Genomic DNA, 22335 nt, shown 5'->3' with positions numbered 1-22335 from the left:
GGGCATTTCCCGGGCCCTTGATGGGGCCTGGCTCCCCAGCTTTTGCGTGCAAGTTGACAAAGGGACAGTCTCTTTGTCAACTTGCGCCGGCGCGCAGGGGAGGCGAGCCGTGGAAGCTGAAAAAAGGGACAGTCCCTTTTTCAGCCGCGCGGAGTCCACGTGGTGGCAGCAGGTTCCCTGACGTCTGGTTGCGCGGTTTGAGAGCATGGCGTGCTTGATTGGTGAGAGCCCGTCGAGTTGGGTATCATTGAAAAGATTTGACAACGCGCGAACCACGGCAACCTTGATGAGCCCTTGCCCTTCCTGGGAATTATGATCGGGCATCAATCTGGCTCGCGCCTGAAAACCAGGAGGGCAATCTTGAGAGAATACCTGTCTACATCCGCCGAGGTTCTGAGCGCCCAGGAGACTGACGCCACCGCTGGTCTCACCAGCGCGGAGGCCGCGTCCCGTGCCGCTAAGTTCGGCCCCAACAAGCTGAAGGAAGAGGAGAAGACCCCGCTGTGGATCCGCTTCTTCCAGCAGATGGCCGATCCGATGGTCATCATGCTCATCGTCGCGGCGGCCATCAGCGCGGTGACGGGCGCTATTCAGGGCGAGGTCGACTTCGCGGACGTCATCATCATCATGACGGTCGTCATCATCAACTCCGCCCTCGGTGTCATCCAGGAGGCCAAGAGCGAAGAGGCCCTCGCGGCCCTGCAGGAGATGAGCGCCGCGCAGTCCAAGGTCATGCGCGATGGCAAGCTCGTCATGCTGCACTCCTCTGAGCTCGTGCCCGGCGACGTCATCCTACTCGAGGCCGGTGACTCCGTCCCGGCGGACTGCCGCGTGATCGAGAGCGCCTCCATGAAGATCGAGGAGGCGGCGCTTACCGGCGAGTCCGTCCCGGTCGAGAAGCACGTCGAGGCCATCGAGCTCGCCGCTGGTGCCGATGACGTGCCCCTGGGCGACCGCAAGAACATGTGCTACATGGGTTCCACCGTGGTCTACGGCCGCGGTCGCGCCGTCGTCGTCGCCACGGGCATGGACACCGAGATGGGCAAGATCGCAGGCGCCCTCTCGGACGCCAAGGAGGAGCTCACCCCGCTCCAGGTCAAGCTCGACGAGCTATCTCACATCCTCACCAAGCTCGTCATCGTGATCTGCGTCGTCATCTTTGCGGTCGACGTCCTCCGTCACGGCTTCGGCAACATGGCCGAGGAGCCCACGCTTCTGCTGAACACCTTCATGGTGGCCGTGTCGCTCGCCGTCGCCGCCATTCCCGAGGGCCTCGTCGCCGTCGTGACCATCGTCCTGTCGCTCGGCGTTACCAAGATGGCCCGTCGTCAGGCGATCATCCGCAACCTTTCCGCGGTCGAGACCCTCGGCTGCACCCAGGTCATCTGCTCGGATAAGACGGGCACCCTCACGCAGAACAAGATGACCGTCGTTGACCACCTGCTCGCCGCTCCCGAGGAGAAGCTCCTCTCCGGCATGGCCCTTTGCTCTGATGCCAAGTGGGATGCCGAGGCCGGCGAGGCCGTGGGCGAGCCCACCGAGTGCGCCCTCGTGAACGACGCGGGCAAGGCGGGCCTCACGGGCCTTGTCGAGGAGCACCCGCGCGTGGGCGAGGCTCCGTTCGACTCCGGCCGCAAGATGATGTCCGTTGTGGTGGAGACTCTCGACAATGAGTTCGAGCAGTACACCAAGGGTGGCCCGGACGTCGTGATTGGCCGCTGCACCTCGATCTTCGATGGCGACAAGATCGTGCCCCTCACTGACGAGAAGCGCGCTGAGCTCCTCTCGGCCAACAAGGCCATGGCAGACCAGGCCCTGCGCGTGCTCGCGCTTGCCTGCCGCCACTACGAGGCCAAGCCCACGGACTTCTCCGCTGACGCCCTTGAGCAGGACCTCACGTTCTGCGGCCTCTCCGGCATGATCGACCCCGAGCGCCCCGAGGTGGCAGCCGCCATCGACGAGGCCCACACCGCCGGCATCCGCACCGTCATGATCACGGGCGACCACATCGACACCGCCGTGGCCATCGCCAAGAACCTCGGCATCATCGAGGACCGCTCGCAGGCGATCACCGGCGCCGAGCTTGACCGCATGACGGACGAGGAACTTGACGCCCACATCGAGGACTACGGTGTCTACGCCCGCGTCCAGCCCGAGCACAAGACGCGCATCGTCGAGGCATGGAAGGGCCGCGACATGATCGTTGCCATGACCGGCGACGGCGTGAACGACGCTCCCTCCATCAAGCGCGCCAACATCGGCGTGGGCATGGGCATCACCGGTACCGACGTTACCAAGAACGTCGCCGACATGGTGCTTGCGGACGACAACTTCGCCACGATCATCTCCGCGTGCGAAGAGGGCCGTCGCATCTACGACAACATCCGCAAGGTCATCCAGTTCCTGCTCTCCGCGAACCTCGCCGAGGTCTTCTCGGTCTTCGTCGCCACGCTCGTTGGTTTCACGCTGTTCCAGCCGGTCCAGCTGCTATGGGTCAACCTCGTGACGGACTGCTTCCCGGCTCTGGCGCTGGGCATGGAGGACGCCGAGGGCGACATCATGCGCCGCAAGCCGCGCAAGGCCTCTGACGGCGTCTTCGCTGGTCACATGGGTCTCGACTGCGTGGTCCAGGGCATCATCATCACGGTGCTCGTTCTCGCGAGCTTCTTCGCGGGCGTGTACTTCGACATGGGCTACATCAACATCGCGGACATGATTGCCGGCACCGCGGATGAAGAGGGCGTCATGATGGCGTTCATCACGCTTAACATGGTCGAGATCTTCCACTGCTTCAACATGCGCAGCCGCCGTCAGTCGATCTTCACGATGAAGAAGCAAAACGGCTGGCTCTGGGCCGCCTCTGCCCTCGCACTCGTGCTGACCCTCATCGTGGTCGAGTTCGAGCCGCTCTCGATGATGTTCTTTGGCGTGCCGGGCCTCGAGCTCAAGGGCTCCCTCACCGCCCTGGGCATCGCCTTCCTGATCATCCCGTTCGTCGAGATCTACAAGGCCATCATGCGCTCTGTGGAGAAGGAAGACTAACGCATGGGAAAGAGACCGGCAAAGAGCAGGTCAACCAAGCAGCCGAGGCGTCGCTCCCACGGGGGCGGCGCCTCGCGCGCGTCTCGCGATGAAATCCTGGCGGGGCTGCCCGCCGTGGATGAGCTGGCGAACGTGCCCGGTTTTGGTGACGTGCGACCGAGCGACGAGCAGCTTGCCGCGTTCGAGGGCGCGCGGGAGCGTGTGGCCTCGCGCCTGGGCGATGGCGTCGCCTCAACCCTCGCGTTGGGTTGCGTGGTGCGCCTTGATAGGAGCTTCCCACTCGTGGCGTGCGAGGGCGTGACGCTTCGAGCGGAGCATGCCGTGGACTTCGCGAAGGGCGCCGCCGCCGAGGCGGGCATCATGCCGACCGTCGGCGATTGGGTGGCGGTTGCCGTTGACCCGACGCATGACATGGGCGTCATCCACGAGGTTCTTCCCCGCAGATGCGCGTTCGCGCGGTGGCGCGGAGGCAAGCGCGGAGAGTTCCAGACGCTCGCGGCGAATCTCGACGAGGTCATCATCGTGGCGGCCCTGGGCGAGGGAGAGCTCGCGCTTGCGCGCATCGCGCGTTCGCTCGTGCTCGTCCGTGATTGCGGCTGCCGCGCGTCCGTGGTGCTCACCAAGGCGGATCGAAAGGGAACGGCGGAGGAACTCGAGTGCGATGTCGAGCGAGTGCGTAGGCTCGCAGGCGAGGGCGTCGACGTCGTGGTGACCTCCTCTGCCGAGGGCGAGGGCCTGGATGGCGTGCGCGCCCTTGTGCCGGAGCGGACGATCGCCCTTATCCTGGGGGAGAGCGGCGCGGGCAAGTCGACGCTACTGAATGCCTTGCTCGGGCAGGACGCTCTTGCCACGGCTGCCGTTCGCGAGCGCGACGACATGGGTCGCCACACGACGGTTGCACGCATGATGGTGAAGCTTCCGGGTGCGGGAGTCATCTGCGACGCACCGGGCCTCAGGAGCCTGCCGCTTGTGGGCCACGAGCGCGGCCTTGCGCTTGCGTTCCCCGAGATTGCCGAGCTTGCGGGCGAGTGCAGGTTCCGCGACTGCACGCACGGCGAAGAACCGGGCTGTGTCGTGAGGGAGGCCGAGGCGGCGGGCGAGCTTGATGGGATACGGCTCGAAGCGTATCTCGCGCTTGCCGCGGAGATGCGCAGGAGCGCGGACACGCTCGATCCGGACGTGACGCTGTAGACGCTGGGCGCCTGGCGTGGTCCGTGCGAGCGCGCGGCGCGGTCCGGGCGAGTGGGCGGCGCGGTCCGGGCGAGTGGGCGGCGCGGTCCGGGCGAACGACGTTGTTCGAGCGGTCGGCAGGAGCAGCCCGGGCGAGCGGGCGGCGGAATCAAGACAATAAAGAATTTTGAGCCGGCGAGTGCCTTTTCGGGGCGCTTGCCGGCTTGCTTTTATAAGCGTTCTACCTGCGAAAACCGTAGTTATCAACAGTCTGTTTGACGCACTTTGGCACGTTTTGCGCAAAACGTGTTGGGAACGTGTCTGATTTGGGTTTGAGCGCGTGGGACTTTCTCGCGAGCGAGCCATTTTCGGGACCGTTTTCAGGCGATGATTCCGCCACGTTCAACGAGTGGCGGGAGGAACCATGAAGCGAAGGGTCAGGCTTGCGACGTCCGCGGCGTGCGGCGTGCTCGCGATGCTGCTTGCGGCAGCCGCGGCTGATGCTGCGCGTGCGGAGGTGAGGTCCGAGCGCGCGGAGGTACTCGAGCGCTATGGCGGCGAGGTCACCCAGCTCGTGGTCGCTCGCAGGGAGTTGCCAGCGGGAAGCGTGCTTGCCGAGTCAGACCTCGAGATGCGCGAGTGGCTCGCAGACCTCGCGCCCGCAAAGGCGGTGACGAGCTTTGATGACGTGGTGGGAGTCCGTCTCGCCGCGTCGGTGAGTGCCGGCGAGCCCTTGACGGAGCTGGATGTCGCTGCCACGGAGGGCGCCATCGAGGTGCCAGAGGGTCGAGTTGCCGTCAGCGTGAAGATCGGCGATAAGTCTGGTGTCGCGGCGGATACGCCAGCGGGATCGCGCGTGCTCGCCTACGTGTCTTCGGCCTCGGGCGTAAAGCTTGTTTCGGCGGATGTGATCGTGCTCGGGGCGTCCAGTGCATCCGCCTTTGGAGGGACGGACGGGCTTGTAACCCTCGCGGTCGATCCCGAGCATGTCACGACGATTCTCTCCGCCGGCGCCGATGGCAGCCTGCGTCTGGCGCTTCCTGCCGATGACGTGGAGTTTGAGGAGGATGGCGTGACTCCCGTTGCCCCGACCTCCGTCCCTCCCGTGACGGGGGATGAAGCGTGATGGCGAACTGGGCTATTTGTTCTGGCAAGCGAGAGGCTGCCGCTCTCGAGGCGTATGTGCGCGCTTGTGACGCCGATGCCACCATCGCGTGCGTTGGTGACGCCGCGGGCTTTAGGGAGCGGCTTCGTGGCGACTTGAGGGGTGCCACGGCCCTCGTAGCCGAGGGAGCGCGCGGACCTGCGGCGGTAAATGTCGCGGCGGCCGTCGCGGCGGACGGGGGTGCCTCACAGGTGGTGCTTGCCGTGCCGCACGCGTCTGGCTCGCTGCGTTCCCGCGCCAAGAGTGCCGGCATAGACCGCGTCATAACTGAGGAAGAGCTTGCCGCCGCCCGTTCGCGGGAGGCTGTGGAACGCAAGACGATGGGGATCGCGGGCGCTATGGCTGCGGGCCGGGCGACGGCAAGCGAGCGGCGGCAGGGCGTGCCCGTGGTCACGTTCGTCTCGGGTAGGGGAGGCGTGGGCAAGTCGACCATCGTCGCGACCTGTGCCCACGTGGCAGCGTCATGGGGGCTCGACGTGGCCTGCCTCGACCTCGACCTCGCCTTTGGCAACCTCTCCGCGCTTGCCGGTGCCGAGAGGCCCGCTGACTTGGCGCAGGTGGCGACGGGTGCGCTTGATGACGAGGCGTTCGAGTCTCTCGGAGCCGTGGCGGGCGACCGCGTGCGTGTCTGGGGTCCCTGCCGCGAGCCGGAGTATGCGGAGTGCGTGCAGCCGCTTGCCGCGGATATCATCGCGAGGCTAACCCAGAGTCATGACCTCGTGCTCGTTGACACTTCGGCAAGCTGGGGAGATGCGACAGCGTCTGCCGCGCAGGCGGCTGACAGGCTCGTGATCGTCTCTGATGACCGGCCGGGCGCGATCGCGGCGCTCGCTCGCTGCGGCGGGCTTGCCGTTCGTCTCGGTATCGCGCGTACGAGAATCGTGCGCCTGATGAATGGTTACGACCCAAAAATGCGAGACGAGTCGTTCGTCACGCGCGCCGCCGTCGGGCTTGAATGCGCCCGCGAGGTGCGCGTGCCAGATGGTGGCCTTGAGGTCGTTGAGTTGCTCGCAACTGGTGGATCATCCGAGCTGGCGATGCTTGATGGCGCGATGCCTCGCGCCGTGGCCCATGGCCTTGCGGCGGTCTTGAAGGAGCTTGGGCGTCTTCCTGAGGGCGACGCGCCGGCGCGCGCCCTTGCGGGCGGGAAGCGCCAGCGTAGGCTCTTCGGCCGCGTGCGGGAGGCGAGCTAGGGATGGGCGTCCTCGAGCGTGTCCGCGAGTTCGCGACGGATGCCGAAGCCGTCGCTTCGCCTATCGGAAGTGAGCCCCTGGCTACCACGGCGGCCCCGGTCGAGGTTCGTGCTGCGCTCAAACGTGCCCTCGTGGACAGGCTCGGTTTGCGGGAGATGGCCTCGCTTGTCTCCTCGGGAGACGTGGTGCGAGCGCGCGACGAGCTCTCCGTGGCATGCGTGGCGGCGATCAACGCCGGCGAGGTTGCCGGCGCGGAGGCGCTTGATGTCGAGGCACTCGTCCGCGAAGTGATTGACGAGGTCCTCGGTCTCGGGCCGCTTCAACCTCTGCTTGATGACGACTCGATCACGGAGGTCATGGTGAACGGATGCCGCTCGCTCTACTTCGAGCGCGATGGCAAGCTTGAGCAGGCGGAACGGGTCTTCGATTCGCCCGAGCAAATCATGCTCGCCATCGATCGCATCCTGGCGCCGCTTGGCAGGCGCCTCGATGACGCGAATCCCATCGTGAACGCGCGCCTCTCGAATGGCTTTCGCGTAAACGCCGTGATCTCGCCTGTGGCGATGGAGGGTCCCGCGCTCACGATTCGCAAGTTCTCGGGTGCGATTCGCTCCCTGCCGAGTCTTGTGGGGCTTGGGTCTCTTCCCGCCTGGTACGCACGTCTTCTCGGGTGGGCCGTGCGCCTCAGGTGCGATATCGCCGTGGCGGGAGGCACGGGCTCGGGGAAAACGACGCTCCTGAATGCTCTATCTGCCGAGATTGACCCACGCGAACGCATCGTGACGATTGAGGACTCCGCCGAGCTCCACTTCGAGGAGGGACTTCACGTGGTGAGGCTCGAGGCGAGGGATGCCTCTATCGAGGGGACGGGTGCCGTGAGCATCCGAACGCTCGTCACGAATGCCCTGCGAATGAGACCGGATCGCATCGTCGTGGGAGAGGTGCGCGGCGAGGAGTGCATCGACATGCTCCAGGCCATGAACACGGGCCATGACGGAAGCCTTACCACGCTACACGCCGGCACGGCGCGGGAGGCGGTGAGCAGGCTCGTCCTTATGGCGCGCTTTGGAATGGACCTCCCGGCGGCGCTGATCGAGGAACAGGTTGCCACGGCGCTCGACCTGATTGTGATGTCGAGGCGCATGCCGGATGGCTCGCGCGTGGTGTCCTCGACATGTGAGGTCGGGCGCGACGAGACGGGAGGGGTGGCCCTCCGCGAGCTTGTGTCCTTCGATTCGGCGACGCGTTCGTGGCGGCTTGTCGAGGTGCCTCACTTTGTTGAGAGAGCCGTGCGTGAGGGCCTGTTGGGTGAGGGAGAGGTGGTCGAATGGCGTGGGCAGGTGCCGTAGGGTGCGGCATGCTCGCAGCCCTGGCTGCGTGGTTGCTATGCGGTGCGAGAGGCGTTGCCAGGCGTCCGGGCGGAGAAGAGGGCTGCGTGCGGGCTGTCGCGGCGTCTGCGCTTGGCTCGTTGGGCGCCACGCGGCCGGTGACGCTCCTCTCTCGAATCGAGAGCTGGCGTATCGCGGCGGACGAACTCGCGCTTGAGGATGCGCTCGCGGGAATCGTGCGCGGACGCGAGGCGGGCCTCGCGCTCCTCGTCTGCATCGTCGCTTCGTCCGCCCTTGCCGGGCTTGTTTGCGCTCGCTCTGTCGTTGGCCTTGTCGTGGGGCTTGGCTGCGCACTTGCGGGCGTGCCCGCTTGGGCGCGCTCGCGGACGGGCCTGCGCGAGCGCGAGCTTGCCCGCCAGGTGCCGGAGACGTTTCGCTCCCTCGCTGGTGCGATGGCGGCGGGAAGGACCCTATCGCAGGCCATCGCCTACGTGGGGTCACGAGGTGACGGCCCGCTTTATCGGGAGTTCTCCCGAGCCTCGCTTGCGGTTTCGTGTGGGGTGGGTGCAGCGGAGGCGGTCGAGGAGATCGCCCAACGCACACAGGCGCCGGGCGTGTCGCTTATGGTCTGTGCCCTCGTGGTCTCCTCGCGCACCGGGGCTCCGCTCCAGGGGCTTTTCGCGCGCTCGGCTCGGCTCGTGGAGGAGCGCTTCGAGCTCGAGCGGGAGCTCATCGCCAAGACCGCTCAGGTGAGGCTCTCTGCAAGGGTGGTGAGCGCGCTGCCGGCCTGCATGGTTGGTGCCCTGGCACTGATTTCGCCGGACTTTAGGCTCGGTCTCGCGACACCGGTGGGTTGTGGTTGCGTGTGCGCGGCGGTGCTTCTCGACGTCGTTGCCCTCCTCGTTATCCGGCGGCTCATGAGGAGCGTGATGTGATGGCTGGCGGGTTTGCGGTGGGAGCCGCAGCTTGTCTGGCGGCATGGCTCGCGCTTGGCGGAAAGAGGGGCGAAGGTGCTCCGAAGTTTGATGTCAAGGCACTGCTGCGACACATGCCCAAGGTCCGGAAGGCTCTCGAGCGTGAGGGGTCGGCGCGAGTGACGCGTGCCTGCGAGAGGCAGATGCCGGAGTTCCTCGACATCCTTGGCCTGGGATTGTCCGCGGGTCTTTCCTTCGATGCATCGCTCGTGCTGTTCTGTGATCGCAGGGACTGCGAGCTCTCGAGGGAGGTCCGAGCGGCGATGCTCTCGTGGCAGATGGGCATGGAAGGGCGCTCTGAGGCGCTCTCCTCCCTCTCCGCTCGCTTGGGGTCGCCCTCTTTCGAGGGGTTCTGCTCGGCCGCGACGGAGGCGCTTTCGTTTGGCGCCCCGCTTGCGCAGGCGCTCGAGCGTCAGGCCGCCTCGATCAGGCAGGAGCAGAGGTCGCGGGTGCAGGAACGCATCGAGAAGGTTCCGGTGAAGATGCTCGTCCCCCTGGGGACGCTCGTGGTCCCGGCGATGTTGCTGGCGATATTGGGGCCGTTGCTGTCGGCGGCCCTGACAGGTTGAGCGGCGATGCCGCTCGGATTGGAGGCTGAGATGGCTATTGGGGTTGCTGGTCTGGCTGTTGGGCGGATTCGAGATGCGGTTTGCCGCGTGAAGACGGGCTTGTTCTTGAGGGTGCGCCTGCCCATGCGCTCGCGCGAGCTCGCTGGGGAGGAGCTGGGTCAGGGGACGACGGAGTACGCGATTCTCGTTGGCGTGCTGGTCCTGATGGCGATAGTTGCCGTCGTAGCGTTCAGAGGCAGGCTCCAAGAGCTCTGGACCGAGATCACTGATGGCATCAACTCGCTTTAGGCGCTCGCTGCGACGCCGGATGAAGGTGGTGTTGCTCAGCCTCTTTGGCGTTCTGTTGGCGGTCTTGGTCTGTGGGTACCTCGCCCTGGGTGCGAGAGGGGGCGTTGCCGGGTCAGGCCCGGCTGAAAGCGCGGGCGGAGGGGGCGGCCTGGCCTCGCCGATCGAGGCGCTGCCCTGGACGGGCGGGGCGTCCTCTCCGCCTCTGCCAGATGGGGGCGACGCCAATTTGGGTGTCCTCTCTGGTGCCGGGAACCTCGGCGGTCTCGCCCTCTCCGCACCTTCCTCTACCTCTGTGCGCGAGGTCGACCTTGGCGTGGTTGAAGCGGCGAGGGAGGTCCTAGGCGAGTACCGTTCTCAGGGCGAGGTGGTGCTTGCCCATGCCGGTTGGATTGACCTGCTTGGTCGGACGTGGGGTTGCGTGGTGCGTGGGCCGAGCTGGTCTGAGCTGTGCCTCGTCTGTGAGGCGGGCGAGGGGAGCCGGGTGACGACGGTGCGGATGGAGGTCACGGAATGGAGGGATTCCCATGCGGAAGCGGCGACGGAGGGGGAGCCAGAGACGGAGGAGGCTCCTCGCGAGGGCGAGGAGTCTGGCTCGGAAACTGGCGGGGCCGCCCAAGAGCGGTCCTGAGCGGGTGTCTCTCGTACGTGAGTGCCGGGGACAGTCGACGGTCGAGTACGTGCTCGTGCTCTCGGCCTTCCTTGCGATGCTGCTCGCTCTTGGCGCCATCTGGAAGGCTGTGGGCGCGGGAGCCCTCGCGCGCCTTGGGGAGTCTGCCTCGTCGCATTCTCTTTCGGGCGAGGGGGCGCTCGGGGGCATGCGGGACATCGTTCTGTTCTGAGGCGCTAGGGCAGGCAAGTGTCGAGGCCGCGGCGTTCATTCCGGTGATCATGCTGCTCCTCGCGCTATTGCTACAACCGGCGTTCTTGCTCTATACGCGATCGGTCATGCAGCAGGCGGCGGCTGAGGGGGTGCGTGTGCTGGCCACGAGAGAAGTGGGAGGTGCTGGCGATGATGCCGCGTGCGAGGCCTATGTCAAAAGACGCCTTCGCGCGGTACCTGACGTCGCGGCGTTCCATACCGGCGAATGGGAGGTCGAGCTCTCGGGAGATTCGACGTCGCGTGAGGTGCGCGTGGGCATTGAGGGCCGTTTGCGCCCGCTGCCGTTGCTTGGCGTGCTGGCCCAGATGCTCGGCGAGCCTGATGGCGACGAGGTGGTGCTGCGCGTCGAGGTGACGGGAGGGGCTCGTCCGGATTGGTTGGAGGGAGGTTACGGTGAGTGGGTCACGATGTGGGACTGATGGGCGGAGCGAGCGTGGAGGCGCCCTGGCGAGGGAAGGCTCCCGCGCGTCCTGTTGCGAGCCAAAGAGAGACGTTGCGAGCTTTGAGCTGGGCATCGGTGCTTTTGTCGACGACGAGGGCGGCTACACCTCCGTCGCGGTGGCGCTCGCCCTTCTCGTGAGCCTGTCTCTCGTGTGCTCGCTTGTCTCGGTCGCATGGGTGCAGAACCGTTCTGCGGATGTTCAGTCTACAGCGGATGCCGCCGCGCTTGCCGGCGCGAACGTGGTGGCGGCGTATTCGACCGTGGCGACGACGCTTGATGCGTGCGTGCTTACCCTGGGCCTTGCGGGCATGGTCACGTTGGGCGCCGGCCTCGTGGTCTCCGCCGTTCCCGGTCTCTCCGCGGTGGGCGCCGAGACCATTGCGGCGGGCGTGAAAATGCTCGACGCGCGCAGGGAGTTCGCCACGTCGGCGGCACGCGGCCTCGAGGCAGTCGAGAAGACGCTTCCCTTGGCAATCGCCGCTCGCTCTGCCGCCGTCGTGGAGGCGAACGAGGGTGAGGGCTCTTCTTACATCGGCTGCGCGATTCCCTTTCCCCAAGAATCCCAGAGCGACTTCTCCGCGCTCGAAGCTGATGTCACGGGAGACGAGATAGCCGAGGTGGCGGATCATCTGCAGGATGCGTCAGACCGAGCCAAGGATGCCCAGGACCGTCTTGACGAGGCCCTGCGTGAGGGTTGGCTTGCCGATTGTGGCGGAGAGCCCATGAACATGCGCGAGCGGGCGGATGGTCTTGCCGGCCTCTTGGTGACGGAGAACCCGCACTATCCCTCGCCGGAGAGCTGGACGTTTGGCGTTCCGCTCTTGCGTTCGCGCAACTACTACGCGAGGCGTGCCGCCATCGAAGCTCCCACTGGACAGGGAATCAGATACCTCACTGACTCCGAGTGTAGGCTGGCGTTCTATGAATACGCGCTGTCTGAGATGGAGGCTGGCTACTATCTGGAGCTTCCAGACGGATCAGTCGATATCGATCTCCCGAGCCTCCCCAAGAACACCGGCGAGATGCAGGGCACGCGTCTTTACACGGATGTCCGCTGGCCCTGCACGCAGGAGGGAGGGCGTGCCACGCTTCACTCAACTCTTCGGTGTCCCGGGGCTCAGGGCGCGTCTGCCGGCGAGGCGTCTCTGTCGCAGCTTGATGCGGGTGCCGTCGCGCGGTGTCCCACCTGCCAGATGAGCTCGGCGGATATGGGCAAGGTTGCCGCCGCGTCAACGAGTATCGACAACGGCTACGAGTACTACTGGGCTCGTGTGGTCGCGGCTTCGCTCGATTACGAGGCCGCCGCCGACGATCTTGCGGCCGCCGAGGCTGAGATGAGGGACTATGCGGATGAGGGCGCGTCAGCCTTCGAGGAAGCGCTCGAGACCCTCGCGTCGCCGCGTCTCAAGATCTGCCCGCCGGGAGCGTGGGGCTGCGTCGCCGTGGTAGGAAGGGGCGAGGGAAACCTGCCGGATTCCTTCGAGAACGACTTCGCCGCTCCCCTCGCCGTTTCGCCTGGCGCTGCCATATCCGCAGCCACGCTCGCGCCGGATTCTGACGCTGCCGGCAATGATGTCCTTACGCGGTTCCTCGAGGCTTTGGGCAATGACATCGGCTGGGGGTGTGCTGGCGTACTCGGTGGGATTGGCGAGTTGTGGGCGGGGCTCTTACGAGGCTATGGTTCGAGTGCGGATGGCTTGTCAGACGCGGCGAGCGAGGCTCTCTCAGGCTTGAGCGGCACGCTGCTTGGACCGGTCGCCTCCTGGTTGAACGATAAGTTGTCGGAAATCGTGAGGGCCGTGGGCTTTGAGCCAGCTGACCTGCGACTTCGGAAGCCGGTTCTCACCAACTCCCAGAACGTGTTTGACCGAGCGGGCTTCGGGCAGGCGGCGAACGCGCGAGAGCTCATCGAGCGTCTGCCGGATGCCGGGGATCCTGCCTCGATTGCGAGAGCGCTCGGTCAGGTAGTCGTCAACGAGCTTGGTGGTGGTCCCTATGCGATTGCCGAGCTGCCAATACCCGGGACGGATATCACGGTGCCGCTCACGATCGATGTCGGCGCCCTTCTGGGAGCTGGTTCGTCATGAGGGGACATGGGGGTGCCGAGGGACACGCGGCCTTTGGTAAGCGTGCGAGTTCTGGTAGGCACGTGAGTCAGGCGCGGCGCGCCGGCTTCGGTAAGCGGGCGGACGTGGCGTTGCACATGGGCGCTGGACGGCATGGAAGCGCCGTGTTTCGCGAGTCGAGCGGGCAGATGGCCGTCGAGCTAGCCGTGCTCATCCCCGTCATTGTCGTCTGCGCTCTCGTGGTGGTGAACGTCATGCGCTATGCCGAGCTCTGCGCTCGCTTCGATAGGGTTGCGCCGGATGCGGTGCTCGCCCATGGCGTGTCGCCTTCGGGGGCTACGAGCTCGCTTGCGGGCGTTGACGAGGTGAGGAGCGCCATCGAGCACGGCATGAGTCCCATGGCTTGCGAGGTTGAGGTCTCCGTCGAGGACCTGATGGAAGGCGCTTCTGGCGCGCTTCTCGACCTTTCCGCGGGAACGACGCGTTTTACCTGCACGCTCGTGTTCCGGCCGTGGCCCTCGTCCGTCTCCATTGCGGGCGTGGGATATCAAGCACCTGCTTCGATCAGGCACGAACGGGAGATTGTCATCGATAGATATCGTGCGGCGGTCATCACGTGAGGAGGGCGGATGTGAAGGGCGAGCTAGTCGAGGTGACTCTCGAGGAGAGCGGACGCGAGGTCGTGGTCGCTCGGGCGGAGGTGCTCCGGAGCTGGTGGAGACGTGCTCGGGGTCTGTTGGGGACGCGCTTGGACTCGGGCGCCAGGTGCGTGCTGCTCACCCCGTGCGCGTCTGTCCATACCCTTGGGATGCGTTATGCGATTGACGTGGCGTTGGTGGGTGAATCTGGCGAGGTCCTTGGCTCATGGCGAGGACTCCGGCCAGGGAGGCTCGTGCGAGCCCGTGACGCGTGCCATGCGCTCGAGAGGCCAAGCATGCCGGGACCCTGGCCCTGCGTGGGACAGCAACTGGGGATTCGAATCGTTGATGAGGAGACTTGAGGGGAGAATCGATGTCTGGGATGCAGATGACAGGGATGAACGAGGGGAGAGGGCGTGGGAGTACGGTCGGGCGTTCTGGCGCGAACGATGGGGCGGGTGCCACGAAGACGTGTCCACGATGCGGGGCCGTGCTCTTCTCGGACATGAACAGGTGCTACGGATGTCTCTATGACTTCCCGGAGCAGGATCCCGAGGTTGGCCTTATGACGCCTGACGAGCCATGGGGGGACGTTGACGAGCCTTGGGGGTCGCTTGACGGGCTTTGGGCTGAGGATGAGGCCGCCGTTGGAGGGGCGTCGCCAAGTGCTGACAAACGCGATGCGGCGCTCGAGGAATCCGTGAGTATGCCGGGCGTCGCGCCGGGCGTCGAGGAGGGTGCCGAGGGTGAGCCACGAGTTGGGGCTTCCGAATCCCTGGGGGCTCAATCGCCGTCTGGTGCCGTGGCCGCGACCCCCTTTGCTCGCCCGGTTTCGCCTCGTACCGCGTCGCCTGCGGGTGCCACCTCCCCAGCGTCCGAGGCCCCCGCCTCTCCGGCATTTTCGGCATCCGTCACTCCCGCCTCCCCGGCTCCTTCGCACGTTGTGGTGCCATCGGTTTCCGACGCCGCGCAGAAGCCTGTTGCGTTTGTCCGCGGGGTGCCTTGCGTGAGGATCCAGACCCCGGTGTCGACGGTCGTCGTAGAGGTTGACGGAAGCAACGTCACTATCAGGCAAGAACCTCTTGGGGACGGCGAAAGGCAATCGAAGGCGTGCGGCTGAGACGAGGCGTTTGCCAGCGGCCTGACCAATTTCAAACTTTTCCAAAAAAGTCGCTTGACCGAGGTTTGCTATTTGATATAGTTAACGAGCTCGAAGCGCGAGTGGAGAGCAACATATTCGGCTGGGTAGCTCAGTTGGTAGAGCAGGGGACTGAAAATCCCCGTGTCAGGGGTTCGATTCCCTTCCCCGCCACCAGAAAAGATACAGGTCGGAGGCTATAAGCTTCCGGCCTGTTTTCTTTTGCTTCGTAGCGTCTTTCGCCGCCGGGAAACAGCTTGTCCCGAGAGCCTGCTGTCCTGGGTTGCACCTTCTTTTGCTCACCAAACCCACCTTCGCCAAACCCACCTTCGCCAAACACGCCTTCGCCAAACACGCCTCTTGTAAGGAATTGGGCCCATTTCTGCCGCCAATCCCTTACAAGAGGTGGGTTCCGGCGGGCAAGGGGTGGGTTCCGGCGGGCGACGCCGCTCGTTTCTGCCGCTGAACCCTTACGAGAGGTGGGCTCCGGCGAGCGACGCCGCTCCTACGCCTTCAGGTATGCGATTGCGATCTGCGTGCGGTTACGAAGACCCAACTTGGCGAGAATCGAGCTGATGTGATTGCGCACCGTGCCTTCGCCCATGTAGGCGGTGGCGGCGATCTCCTTGTTGTCGAGGCCCTCGGCAATCAGGCGAACCACCTCGAACTCGCGGTCAGTGAGCGCGGCGAAGGCGCCGGTCCGTTCGTGCGACTCCGCCTCTTCGGTACTGGCAGAGAAATTCACGCTGTTTGCGGGTTTTCCCTCGAGCACACGCTTGCCCTCCATGACCTGGGCGAGCGCCGGCGGGATGGCCTGTACGTCCGTCTTGATGAGGTACCCACGCGCGCCAAGCTTCAATGCCGCGACGATATACTCGTCATCCGAGAAGGTCGTGAGGAACACGACGCGTGCCGCCGGGTCCTCGGCAAGGATCTTGCGAGCGGCGGAGAGCCCGTCACGTCCTGGCATCTGGATGTCGAGAAGCGCCACATCGGGTGCAAGCTCGCAGAACAGCCTTACGGCGTCATTGCCGGATGATCCGAGGCCCACCACTTCGATGCCGGGCTGCGCGCCCAGGATGATCTTGAGCGAATCGCAGACCAGCTTGTCGTCGTCGACGATGATGATCCTCATGCTGCGCCAGTCCTCTCCTTGGGAATCGATGCGAACACGCGCCAGCCGGCTGAGTCACGCCTCGGTCCTGCCGAGAAGGACCCGCTGAGCGCCTCAACGCGCTCGCGCATGGATGCGAGGCCCATGCCGTCGCTCGTGTGGAATTGGCCTGAAGCCGCCGTCGGATCTGACGATGCGCCATGCCCGTCACCTGCCGACGCGCCTGTCCCGGCGGCGCCCGCTACCATGTCGGCCGCTGCCATACTGTCCGCCGTTCCTCCGTCGTCAAGCACGGACAGCTGCCACAGCGCTGGGTGCTCGAGGCAACGCACCTCAATTCTTCCCGCGTGCCCGTGGCGCAGTGCGTTCGACATGGCCTCGCGCATCACGGCGAGAAGGCAAGCCCCCACGTTTGCGGGCACGTGCTCGCAGGAGACCTCGACCGCCACTCTCACGCTCGAGCCGCGCATGATGGCGTCGGCTGCCTTATGGGCTTGAAGCCCGAGGTCAAACGAGTCGTCGTGGAGGTCATGCACACTCGCGCGGACAAGCGAGAGGGCTTCGTCCACGGCACGGCCGACGCTCTGGAAGTCTGCTGCCGCGGCGGGGTCCGCCTCGTGGACGATGGCCAGCGCATCCGTCTGGAGCTTGACGCGCGTGAGCTGGTGGCCAACGTTGTCGTGGATCTCGCGAGCGATGCGGGCACGCTCGGCGAGGGTCGCCACCTGCACCTCGTAGTCCTGTCGCTCGAGGAGGTCGCGGTTTTTCGCCTCCAGCAGCAGCGTGCGCTCCTGAAGGTCGTCACGAACGGTGGCGTTGCGAGCGTACTCGCGCTCGACTTGCGTGGTGCGAACGGAGAGCAACGTCGCGGCGAACGCGAACACGGTGGAGAGCGCGATCGTCTCTGCCGATAGGTTGCCCGAGCAAAGGTGCGCGGCAACCGCGACCATGAAGAGCATCGCACGTCCAAGCAACGGCGAGGGACTCTCGCGGTCGAACCCCCGCGCGGCATCGTAGAGCGCGAGCGGGGCGAAGGGGACGAGCGCGGGCACGAAAATCGAGGCGGCGATGAACGCGAGCGATGCAATCCCGCTTCCGCGCCGCTGGGCGCTATCGTGTAGCGTTTCGACACACGCGCTCAAGGCGACGGAGAGGCAAAGCGCCGCCACCAGCGCCGCGTCGACCGGTAGCCGCGAGGCGCCGACGAGGCAGCAGGTGAGCACGATGAGCTTGTCGAATAGCCTGTTCATGGGGCCATTGTATGCGTGTGCGTAGAGCGCGCGTCTCTCCAAGCGCCTCTCGTGACAAAACTCCCGCGAGAGGAAGGCTGCAAAACCTGAAAAAGGGACTGTCCCTTTTTCAGGTCCTTTTGCAGGTCGGATAGTTGACAAAGGGACTGTCCCTTTGTCAACTCTTGCGGGTGGTGACAATTATCACTGTTGCGCGGGCGGGGCTGGCCGTACGATGCAGGCAATGGAAAACCGTCCGAAGGGTGAACTGATGAGCGACATCGTTCGCGTCGAGAACCTCGTCAAGCGCTATGGCGACCTTCTCGCGCTCGACCACTTCAACCTCCGCATTGCCAAAGGCGAGATATTTGGTCTCCTTGGCCCCAATGGCAGCGGCAAGACCACATCGATCAACTGCATCCTGCAGCTGCTGACCTACGACAAGGGCCATATCGAGCTCTTTGGCGAGCCCATGGAACCCACGCGTTATGACCTCAAGCGCAGGATCGGCGTGGTACCGCAGCAGGTTGCCGTCTTTGACGAGCTTACGGTGCGAGAGAACATCGACTACTTCTGCAGCCTCTACGTGGCAGACCGCGCCCGTCGTCGTTCCCTCGTGGACGAGGCGATCGAGTTCGTCGGCCTTGGCGACTACGTCAAGTTCCGCCCCGGCAAGCTCTCCGGCGGCCTTGCCAGGCGCCTGAACATCGCCTGCGGTATCGCCCACAAGCCCGAGCTCATCTTCTTCGACGAGCCCACGGTCGCCGTGGATCCCCAGAGCAGGAACTCGATCCTCGACGGTATCTGCCGCCTGCGCGACGAGGGCGCCACGGTGGTCTATACGAGCCACTATATGGAGGAGGTCGAGCAGATCTGCTCCCGCATCATGATCATGGACGGGGGCCGCACCCTCGCCGAGGGCACGAACGACGAGCTCAAGCGCATGATCTCGATGGGGGAGAAGGTCGTGATCGAGGCGGCCGAGCTCGCCGATGACGCCCTTGCCAGCGTTCGCGCGCTGCCGCACGTGCTTTCCGCGAGCTACGCTGCCGGCGCGCTCACCTGCTCCTGCGAGGCGTACCCCCACAATCTTACGGATATCCTCGATGCGCTCCGGGCGCGGGGCGTCGCGCTTGGCCGCATCTACTCCGAACCCCCGACGCTCAACGACGTCTTCCTCGAAATCACCGGCCGCGAGCTGCGCGATTAGGAGGTCGTGATGCTATCGACGATAAAGGCGACCATCCTGGCGAACGCCCGCAAACCAAGCATGTGGATTTGGACCTTGCTCTTTCCCATCATCCTCTCGACGATGTTCATCTTCATGTTCTCGAGCCTCAAGAACTCCCAGAGCGTGGACCCCGTGCCGGTCGCCGTGGTCGAGGACGATGCATGGGAGACCTCGGGCTTCTCGCAGGTCGTGGACGCGCTGAATGCCGAGGGAGATGACCGCCTGCTCGACGTCCGTCCCGTCTCCACCATCGAGGAGGGCGAGCGCCTTCTCGACTCGGGCGAGGTGTTTGGCGTCTACTCGGCCGACCCGGACCTCGAGGCCTATGGAAGCCCCAAGGTCATCCTGGGCGCTAGGTCCTCGAACACCGACGGTACCGCCGAGAAGAGCGTCAACCGCTCAATTCTGGAGACGGTCGCGAGCTCATACACCCAGACCTCGGCGCTCGTGGAGGCCGCCTTCGAGAACGATCCGGGCCTGGTTGCCAATCCAAGCGTCATTCAGGACGTCCTTGGCATATCGGGTGAGGTCAAGCGCATCTCCCTCACGCGCTCAACACCCGATGACACGGTGCGCTTCTACTATGCCCTCTTGGGTATGGCGGCTCTGTTTACAGCGCAGGTCGCGATGGGGGCGACAGTCGACGCCGCAGGCGACCTCTCGCCATTGGGTGCGAGACGCTGCGTGGGAGGCCAGAGCCGCCTCGCCACCCTCGCATCGACGCTCGCTGCCTGTTGGGCCATGGCTCTTGTCAACCTGACGCTGGTCTTCGCCTTCGTGCGCTTCGTCGCGGGCGTCGACTTTGCCGGGCGAGAGGGACTTGCTCTTCTCGGCATCGCCGCGGCTTCGTTCCTCTCGATAGGCCTTGGCATGTTTGTGGCGGTACTGCCCCTGCGCGGAGGAAAGGGTCCGCGAGACGGGCTCCTCACCTTGCTGACATGCTTGGGCGCCCTGTTTGCGGGCCTCTACGGCATGCCTGCCATGGCCCTCGCGGACGAGGTGGCGCGCGCGTTCCCCGCCGAGGCATGGCTCAATCCCTCCAAGCTCATATCGGACATGTTCACGAGCCTCTATTTCTACGAGGACCTGACGCCATTCTTTGCGCGCGCCGCCGCGTGCGTCGCGTTTGCCCTCGCGCTTCTCCTCGTCGCTACCCTTGTCTTTAGGAGGCAGCGTTATGAGCACCTTTAAGGCCGCGCTGCGCGTAGTTGCCGCTCACCCGCTCTACCTCACGATATATGCCCTCGTCATCTCGCTCATGGGTGCCTTTATCGTGCTCGCGAGCTCGGCGTCCGTCTCTTCGGAGCCTGCGGAGTACGAGCCCTATGCGGCCGAAGTCGCCATTGTGGACCGCGATGGCTCTCCACTCTCGCAGGCGTTCGCCCGGCACATGGGTGATCTGTATACGCTTATCGACGTTGCGGACGAGCCCCGCGAGCTCCAGGATGCCATTGCGACCGGCCGGGCGGATTGTGTCTTCGTCGTGCCCGAGGGCTTTGGGGACGAGTTCGTCCGTGCCGCTCGCGCCGGGGATGAACTCCCCCAAATTGAGGAGGCCTATGGCGTGAGCACACAGGCCTCTGCGCTCTCTGGCGTCGAGGCGGCGCGCTTCTCAACGCTGGCGGGGTCTGCTGCGGCACTTGATGGGGGAGCTGGGCTCGAGGAAGTGGCTGCCATGGCGCTCTCCGCGGCTGCCGAGCGAGCCGACGTCGAGGTTCACGCTGCCCCGTCCTCAGGCGGTCTTGCGGCGGATAGCGTCAAGCTCTACCTGCAGTTTGGCTCGTATGCGATCACATCCTCCGTCATCGTGTGCGTAGGGCTCGTGTTCTCGGCGATGTCGCGGCCCGAGCTCGAGCGACGCCTGGGGGCGGGCCCTCAGAGTTCCGCCGCACGTGATGCCGCCGTGTTTGCAAGCTGCCTTGTCTTGACGCTCGCGGTGTGCGCCCTGAGCAGCCTCGTGGGCGTCGTTGCCCTGCGTGACTACGTCGCCGCTTTGCCCGCGTTGCACGTGGCCCTTGCGTTTGTCGCCAACTTCGCGTTTGGCCTCGTGCCCCTGTCCATTGCGTACCTCTGCACGAGCTTTGGCGCGCGCGAGGAGGTGCTCAATGCCGTTGGCAACATCTTTGGCATGGTGATGAGCTTCTTGGGCGGCGCTTGGATCCCGTTATCGTTCATGGGCTCGGGCGTTGCCGCGGCAGCCCATTTCGCCCCGACGTTCTGGACCAACCAGGCGATTGCCGCCGTGCTCGACGCCGAGGCGCTCACGCCTGCCGTTATGGGCTCCTATTTCACGAGTGTGGGGATTACGCTGCTGTTCGCGGTAGCCATTGCTGCCGTGGGCCTCTCCGTCGCTCGCGGGCGTCGCGCGTAGACCGCGCGCCATCGGCCGCCTCGGGCGTCCCGCCGACCGCGCCTCCGGCCGCCTTGGGCGTCCCACAACTACGTAAACCCACCTCTTGTAAGGAATCGAGGCCGTTTTTCGGGCGAAACCCTTACAAGAGGTGGGTTACGTCGTCTGCGGTGGCCGTCGCTCGCGGACGCCGTGCGGTTGCCGCAGCTCGCGGGCGTCGCGCCGTCTGCGGTGGTTGTCGCTCGCGGACGTCGCGCATAGACCGCGCGCCTGTCGAGAGCGTACCCAACGCTTACCGAAGGCCTGTCTTTTCCTGTCGGTATCTCCTGTAAAGTTAGTAGGGTTTTGTGAGCACAACCAAAGGGGGATACATGTCCAAGATCTTCAATAGTCCCAGCAAGTACATCCAGGGTCCGAACGAGCTCGCGAAGCTCGGCACGTATGTGGCGCCGCTTGGCAAGAAGGCTCTCGTCATCAACACGCCCTCCGGCGTCAAGCGCGTGGGCGACAAGGTCGCCGGCAGCTTCGAGGGCGTCGACGCCGAGGCCGTCTACGAGGACTTCAACGGCGAGTGCTCTGAGGGCGAGGTCAACCGCCTCGTCGAGGTCGCCCGCGCCAATGGCTGCGACGTCGTGGTGGGCATCGGCGGTGGCAAGACGCTCGACACCGCTAAGGCCACGGCCTACTACCTCGGCGCTCCTGTGGTGATCTGCCCCACGATCGCCAGCTCGGACGCCCCGTGCAGCGCCCTCTCCGTCCTCTACACGGATGACGGCCAGTTCGACCGCTACCTGTTCCTCCCGGCCAACCCCAACATCGTCCTCATGGACGCCACGGTCATCGCCGCGAGCCCCGTGCGCCTCACGGTCTCCGGCATGGGCGACGCGCTGGCCACCTACTTCGAGGCCCAGGCCACGCACGACGCCGATGGCGACACCTGCGCCGGCGGCAAGGGTGGCCTCGCCGCCCTTTCCCTCGCGCGCCTTTGCTATGACACCCTCATGGAGGACGGTGTGAAAGCCAAGGTCGCTCTCGAGGCCGGTGCCCTCACGCCCGCCGTCGAGCACATCATCGAGGCGAACACGCTGCTCTCCGGCATCGGCTTCGAGAGCTCGGGTCTTGCTGCCGCGCATGCCATCCACAACGGCCTCACGCTCCTGCCGGAGTGTCACGGCATGTACCACGGCGAGAAGGTCGCCTTTGGCACGCTCGCGCAGCTCGTCCTCGCCGACGCCGACATGGACCAGCTCGAGGAGGTCCTCGGCTTCTGCATCGAGGTTGGCCTGCCGGTGACGCTTGAGGAGCTGGGCGTCGAGGAGGTCACGCGTGAGAAGATCATGCCCGTTGCCGAGGCCGCGTGCGCGCCGGGCGACACCATGGGCAACATGCCGTTCGACGTGACGCCTGACATGGTCGCCGATGCCATCCTCGGCGCCGACGCGCTAGGCCACTATTATCTTGACTAGGCGTCAGGACGCATAGGAAAGATTGGGCGCGCTGGCCATATGGCTAGCGCGC

At 65.3% G+C, this 22335-nt stretch carries 19 protein-coding genes, 1 tRNA gene and 1 pseudogene; 19 read left to right on the top strand and 2 right to left on the bottom strand.

The window, feature by feature from the left end; genetic code table 11:
- The first annotated feature begins 360 nt into the window (after positions 1–360).
- From Q0H23_RS03050 to Q0H23_RS02980, 15 genes and pseudogenes are all read left to right on the top strand, one after another.
- Positions 361–3042: a cation-translocating P-type ATPase gene (locus Q0H23_RS03050; RefSeq protein WP_293835557.1), complete on the top strand. Its 2682-nt coding sequence runs from the start codon at positions 361–363 to the stop codon at positions 3040–3042.
- 3 nt (positions 3043–3045) lie between these two features.
- Positions 3046–4233, top strand: a complete 1188-nt coding sequence (gene rsgA, locus Q0H23_RS03045) for a ribosome small subunit-dependent GTPase A (RefSeq protein WP_293835555.1) — start codon at positions 3046–3048, stop codon at positions 4231–4233.
- A 403-nt stretch (positions 4234–4636) separates the two neighbouring features.
- Complete coding sequence (locus Q0H23_RS03040; RefSeq protein ID WP_293814266.1) at positions 4637–5338, top strand: SAF domain-containing protein; 702 nt, start codon at positions 4637–4639, stop codon at positions 5336–5338.
- Complete coding sequence (locus tag Q0H23_RS03035; RefSeq protein ID WP_293835552.1) at positions 5338–6570, top strand: P-loop NTPase; 1233 nt, start codon at positions 5338–5340, stop codon at positions 6568–6570. Before Q0H23_RS03040 ends, Q0H23_RS03035 begins: the two co-directional genes overlap by 1 nt.
- 2 nt (positions 6571–6572) lie before the next feature.
- Complete coding sequence (locus Q0H23_RS03030) at positions 6573–7919, top strand: ATPase, T2SS/T4P/T4SS family (RefSeq protein ID WP_293835548.1); 1347 nt, start codon at positions 6573–6575, stop codon at positions 7917–7919.
- 8 nt (positions 7920–7927) lie between these two features.
- Positions 7928–8833 carry a type II secretion system F family protein gene (locus Q0H23_RS03025; RefSeq protein WP_293814263.1) on the top strand — a complete coding sequence of 302 codons (906 nt, stop codon included), beginning with the start codon at positions 7928–7930 and terminating at the stop codon, positions 8831–8833.
- Positions 8833–9441, top strand: coding sequence for a type II secretion system F family protein (locus Q0H23_RS03020; RefSeq protein WP_293814262.1), 609 nt, complete (start codon positions 8833–8835; stop codon positions 9439–9441). The genes Q0H23_RS03025 and Q0H23_RS03020 overlap by 1 nt, the downstream gene beginning before the upstream one ends.
- Before the next feature lie 30 nt (positions 9442–9471).
- Positions 9472–9729, top strand: a complete 258-nt coding sequence (locus tag Q0H23_RS03015; RefSeq protein WP_293814360.1) for a hypothetical protein — start codon at positions 9472–9474, stop codon at positions 9727–9729.
- Positions 9730–9955: 226 nt separating this feature from the next.
- Positions 9956–10357 carry a hypothetical protein gene (locus tag Q0H23_RS03010; RefSeq protein WP_293814261.1) on the top strand — a complete coding sequence of 134 codons (402 nt, stop codon included), beginning with the start codon at positions 9956–9958 and terminating at the stop codon, positions 10355–10357.
- Positions 10240–10692, top strand: a pseudogene (locus Q0H23_RS03005) (TadE/TadG family type IV pilus assembly protein); the annotation flags it as partial. The gene Q0H23_RS03010 and the pseudogene Q0H23_RS03005, both read left to right, overlap by 118 nt.
- Before the next feature lie 12 nt (positions 10693–10704).
- Positions 10705–11028: a pilus assembly protein gene (locus Q0H23_RS03000; protein ID WP_293814359.1), complete on the top strand. Its 324-nt coding sequence runs from the start codon at positions 10705–10707 to the stop codon at positions 11026–11028.
- The gene (locus tag Q0H23_RS02995; protein ID WP_293814259.1) at positions 11003–13138 is read left to right on the top strand and encodes a hypothetical protein; all 2136 of its coding nucleotides are present in this window, start codon (positions 11003–11005) and stop codon (positions 13136–13138) included. The genes Q0H23_RS03000 and Q0H23_RS02995 overlap by 26 nt, the downstream gene beginning before the upstream one ends.
- A gap of 143 nt (positions 13139–13281) precedes the next feature.
- Positions 13282–13737 carry a hypothetical protein gene (locus Q0H23_RS02990; protein ID WP_293835544.1) on the top strand — a complete coding sequence of 152 codons (456 nt, stop codon included), beginning with the start codon at positions 13282–13284 and terminating at the stop codon, positions 13735–13737.
- Between the two features lie 391 nt (positions 13738–14128).
- Positions 14129–14875 (top strand): hypothetical protein, encoded by a 747-nt coding sequence (locus Q0H23_RS02985; protein WP_293835541.1) that lies wholly within the window; start codon positions 14129–14131, stop codon positions 14873–14875.
- Between the two features lie 119 nt (positions 14876–14994).
- Positions 14995–15070: transfer RNA gene (locus tag Q0H23_RS02980), tRNA-Phe, on the top strand.
- Positions 15071–15398: 328 nt separating this feature from the next.
- Here Q0H23_RS02980 and Q0H23_RS02975 read toward each other — a convergent pair.
- The gene (locus Q0H23_RS02975) at positions 15399–16028 is read right to left on the bottom strand and encodes a response regulator transcription factor (protein WP_293835538.1); all 630 of its coding nucleotides are present in this window, start codon (positions 16026–16028) and stop codon (positions 15399–15401) included.
- A complete protein-coding gene (locus Q0H23_RS02970) occupies positions 16025–17257 on the bottom strand; it encodes a histidine kinase (protein WP_293835535.1) in 1233 nt (410 codons plus the stop codon). The genes Q0H23_RS02975 and Q0H23_RS02970 overlap by 4 nt, the downstream gene beginning before the upstream one ends.
- A gap of 250 nt (positions 17258–17507) precedes the next feature.
- On the opposite strand from Q0H23_RS02970, the gene Q0H23_RS02965 reads away from it, so the two are divergent.
- The 4 genes from Q0H23_RS02965 to Q0H23_RS02950 all read left to right on the top strand — a co-directional run bounded on the left by Q0H23_RS02965 (position 17508) and on the right by Q0H23_RS02950 (position 22283).
- Entirely contained in the window at positions 17508–18446 is a 939-nt protein-coding gene (locus Q0H23_RS02965) for an ABC transporter ATP-binding protein (protein ID WP_293835533.1), read from the top strand.
- A gap of 9 nt (positions 18447–18455) precedes the next feature.
- Complete coding sequence (locus Q0H23_RS02960; RefSeq protein ID WP_293835531.1) at positions 18456–19658, top strand: ABC transporter permease; 1203 nt, start codon at positions 18456–18458, stop codon at positions 19656–19658.
- Positions 19645–20838, top strand: a complete 1194-nt coding sequence (locus Q0H23_RS02955) for an ABC transporter permease (protein ID WP_293835529.1) — start codon at positions 19645–19647, stop codon at positions 20836–20838. Before Q0H23_RS02960 ends, Q0H23_RS02955 begins: the two co-directional genes overlap by 14 nt.
- A 350-nt stretch (positions 20839–21188) precedes the next feature.
- Positions 21189–22283 carry a glycerol dehydrogenase gene (locus Q0H23_RS02950; RefSeq protein ID WP_293835527.1) on the top strand — a complete coding sequence of 365 codons (1095 nt, stop codon included), beginning with the start codon at positions 21189–21191 and terminating at the stop codon, positions 22281–22283.
- The last annotated feature ends 52 nt before the right edge of the window (positions 22284–22335 follow it).

Source organism: uncultured Parolsenella sp., assembly GCF_934660935.1.
Lineage (GTDB): Bacteria > Actinomycetota > Coriobacteriia > Coriobacteriales > Atopobiaceae > Parolsenella.
The sequence above is the reverse complement of the archived record's forward strand: the minus strand, read 5'-3'. Positions and strand labels throughout refer to the sequence as shown.

What these genes read in the sequence shown, in the direction of transcription:
- Q0H23_RS02970 (WP_293835535.1), bottom strand. Translation starts at nt 17,257, where the DNA reads ATGAACAGGCTATTCGACAAGCTCATCGTGCTCACCTGCTGCCTCGTC.
- Q0H23_RS03020 (WP_293814262.1), top strand. Translation starts at nt 8,833, where the DNA reads ATGGCTGGCGGGTTTGCGGTGGGAGCCGCAGCTTGTCTGGCGGCATGG.
- Q0H23_RS02950 (WP_293835527.1), top strand. Translation starts at nt 21,189, where the DNA reads ATGTCCAAGATCTTCAATAGTCCCAGCAAGTACATCCAGGGTCCGAAC.
- Q0H23_RS02955 (WP_293835529.1), top strand. Translation starts at nt 19,645, where the DNA reads ATGAGCACCTTTAAGGCCGCGCTGCGCGTAGTTGCCGCTCACCCGCTC.
- Q0H23_RS02960 (WP_293835531.1), top strand. Translation starts at nt 18,456, where the DNA reads ATGCTATCGACGATAAAGGCGACCATCCTGGCGAACGCCCGCAAACCA.
- Q0H23_RS03015 (WP_293814360.1), top strand. Translation starts at nt 9,472, where the DNA reads ATGGCTATTGGGGTTGCTGGTCTGGCTGTTGGGCGGATTCGAGATGCG.
- Q0H23_RS03035 (WP_293835552.1), top strand. Translation starts at nt 5,338, where the DNA reads ATGGCGAACTGGGCTATTTGTTCTGGCAAGCGAGAGGCTGCCGCTCTC.
- Q0H23_RS03040 (WP_293814266.1), top strand. Translation starts at nt 4,637, where the DNA reads ATGAAGCGAAGGGTCAGGCTTGCGACGTCCGCGGCGTGCGGCGTGCTC.
- Q0H23_RS03025 (WP_293814263.1), top strand. Translation starts at nt 7,928, where the DNA reads ATGCTCGCAGCCCTGGCTGCGTGGTTGCTATGCGGTGCGAGAGGCGTT.
- Q0H23_RS02975 (WP_293835538.1), bottom strand. Translation starts at nt 16,028, where the DNA reads ATGAGGATCATCATCGTCGACGACGACAAGCTGGTCTGCGATTCGCTC.
- Q0H23_RS02965 (WP_293835533.1), top strand. Translation starts at nt 17,508, where the DNA reads ATGAGCGACATCGTTCGCGTCGAGAACCTCGTCAAGCGCTATGGCGAC.
- Q0H23_RS02985 (WP_293835541.1), top strand. Translation starts at nt 14,129, where the DNA reads ATGTCTGGGATGCAGATGACAGGGATGAACGAGGGGAGAGGGCGTGGG.
- rsgA (WP_293835555.1), top strand. Translation starts at nt 3,046, where the DNA reads ATGGGAAAGAGACCGGCAAAGAGCAGGTCAACCAAGCAGCCGAGGCGT.
- Q0H23_RS03030 (WP_293835548.1), top strand. Translation starts at nt 6,573, where the DNA reads ATGGGCGTCCTCGAGCGTGTCCGCGAGTTCGCGACGGATGCCGAAGCC.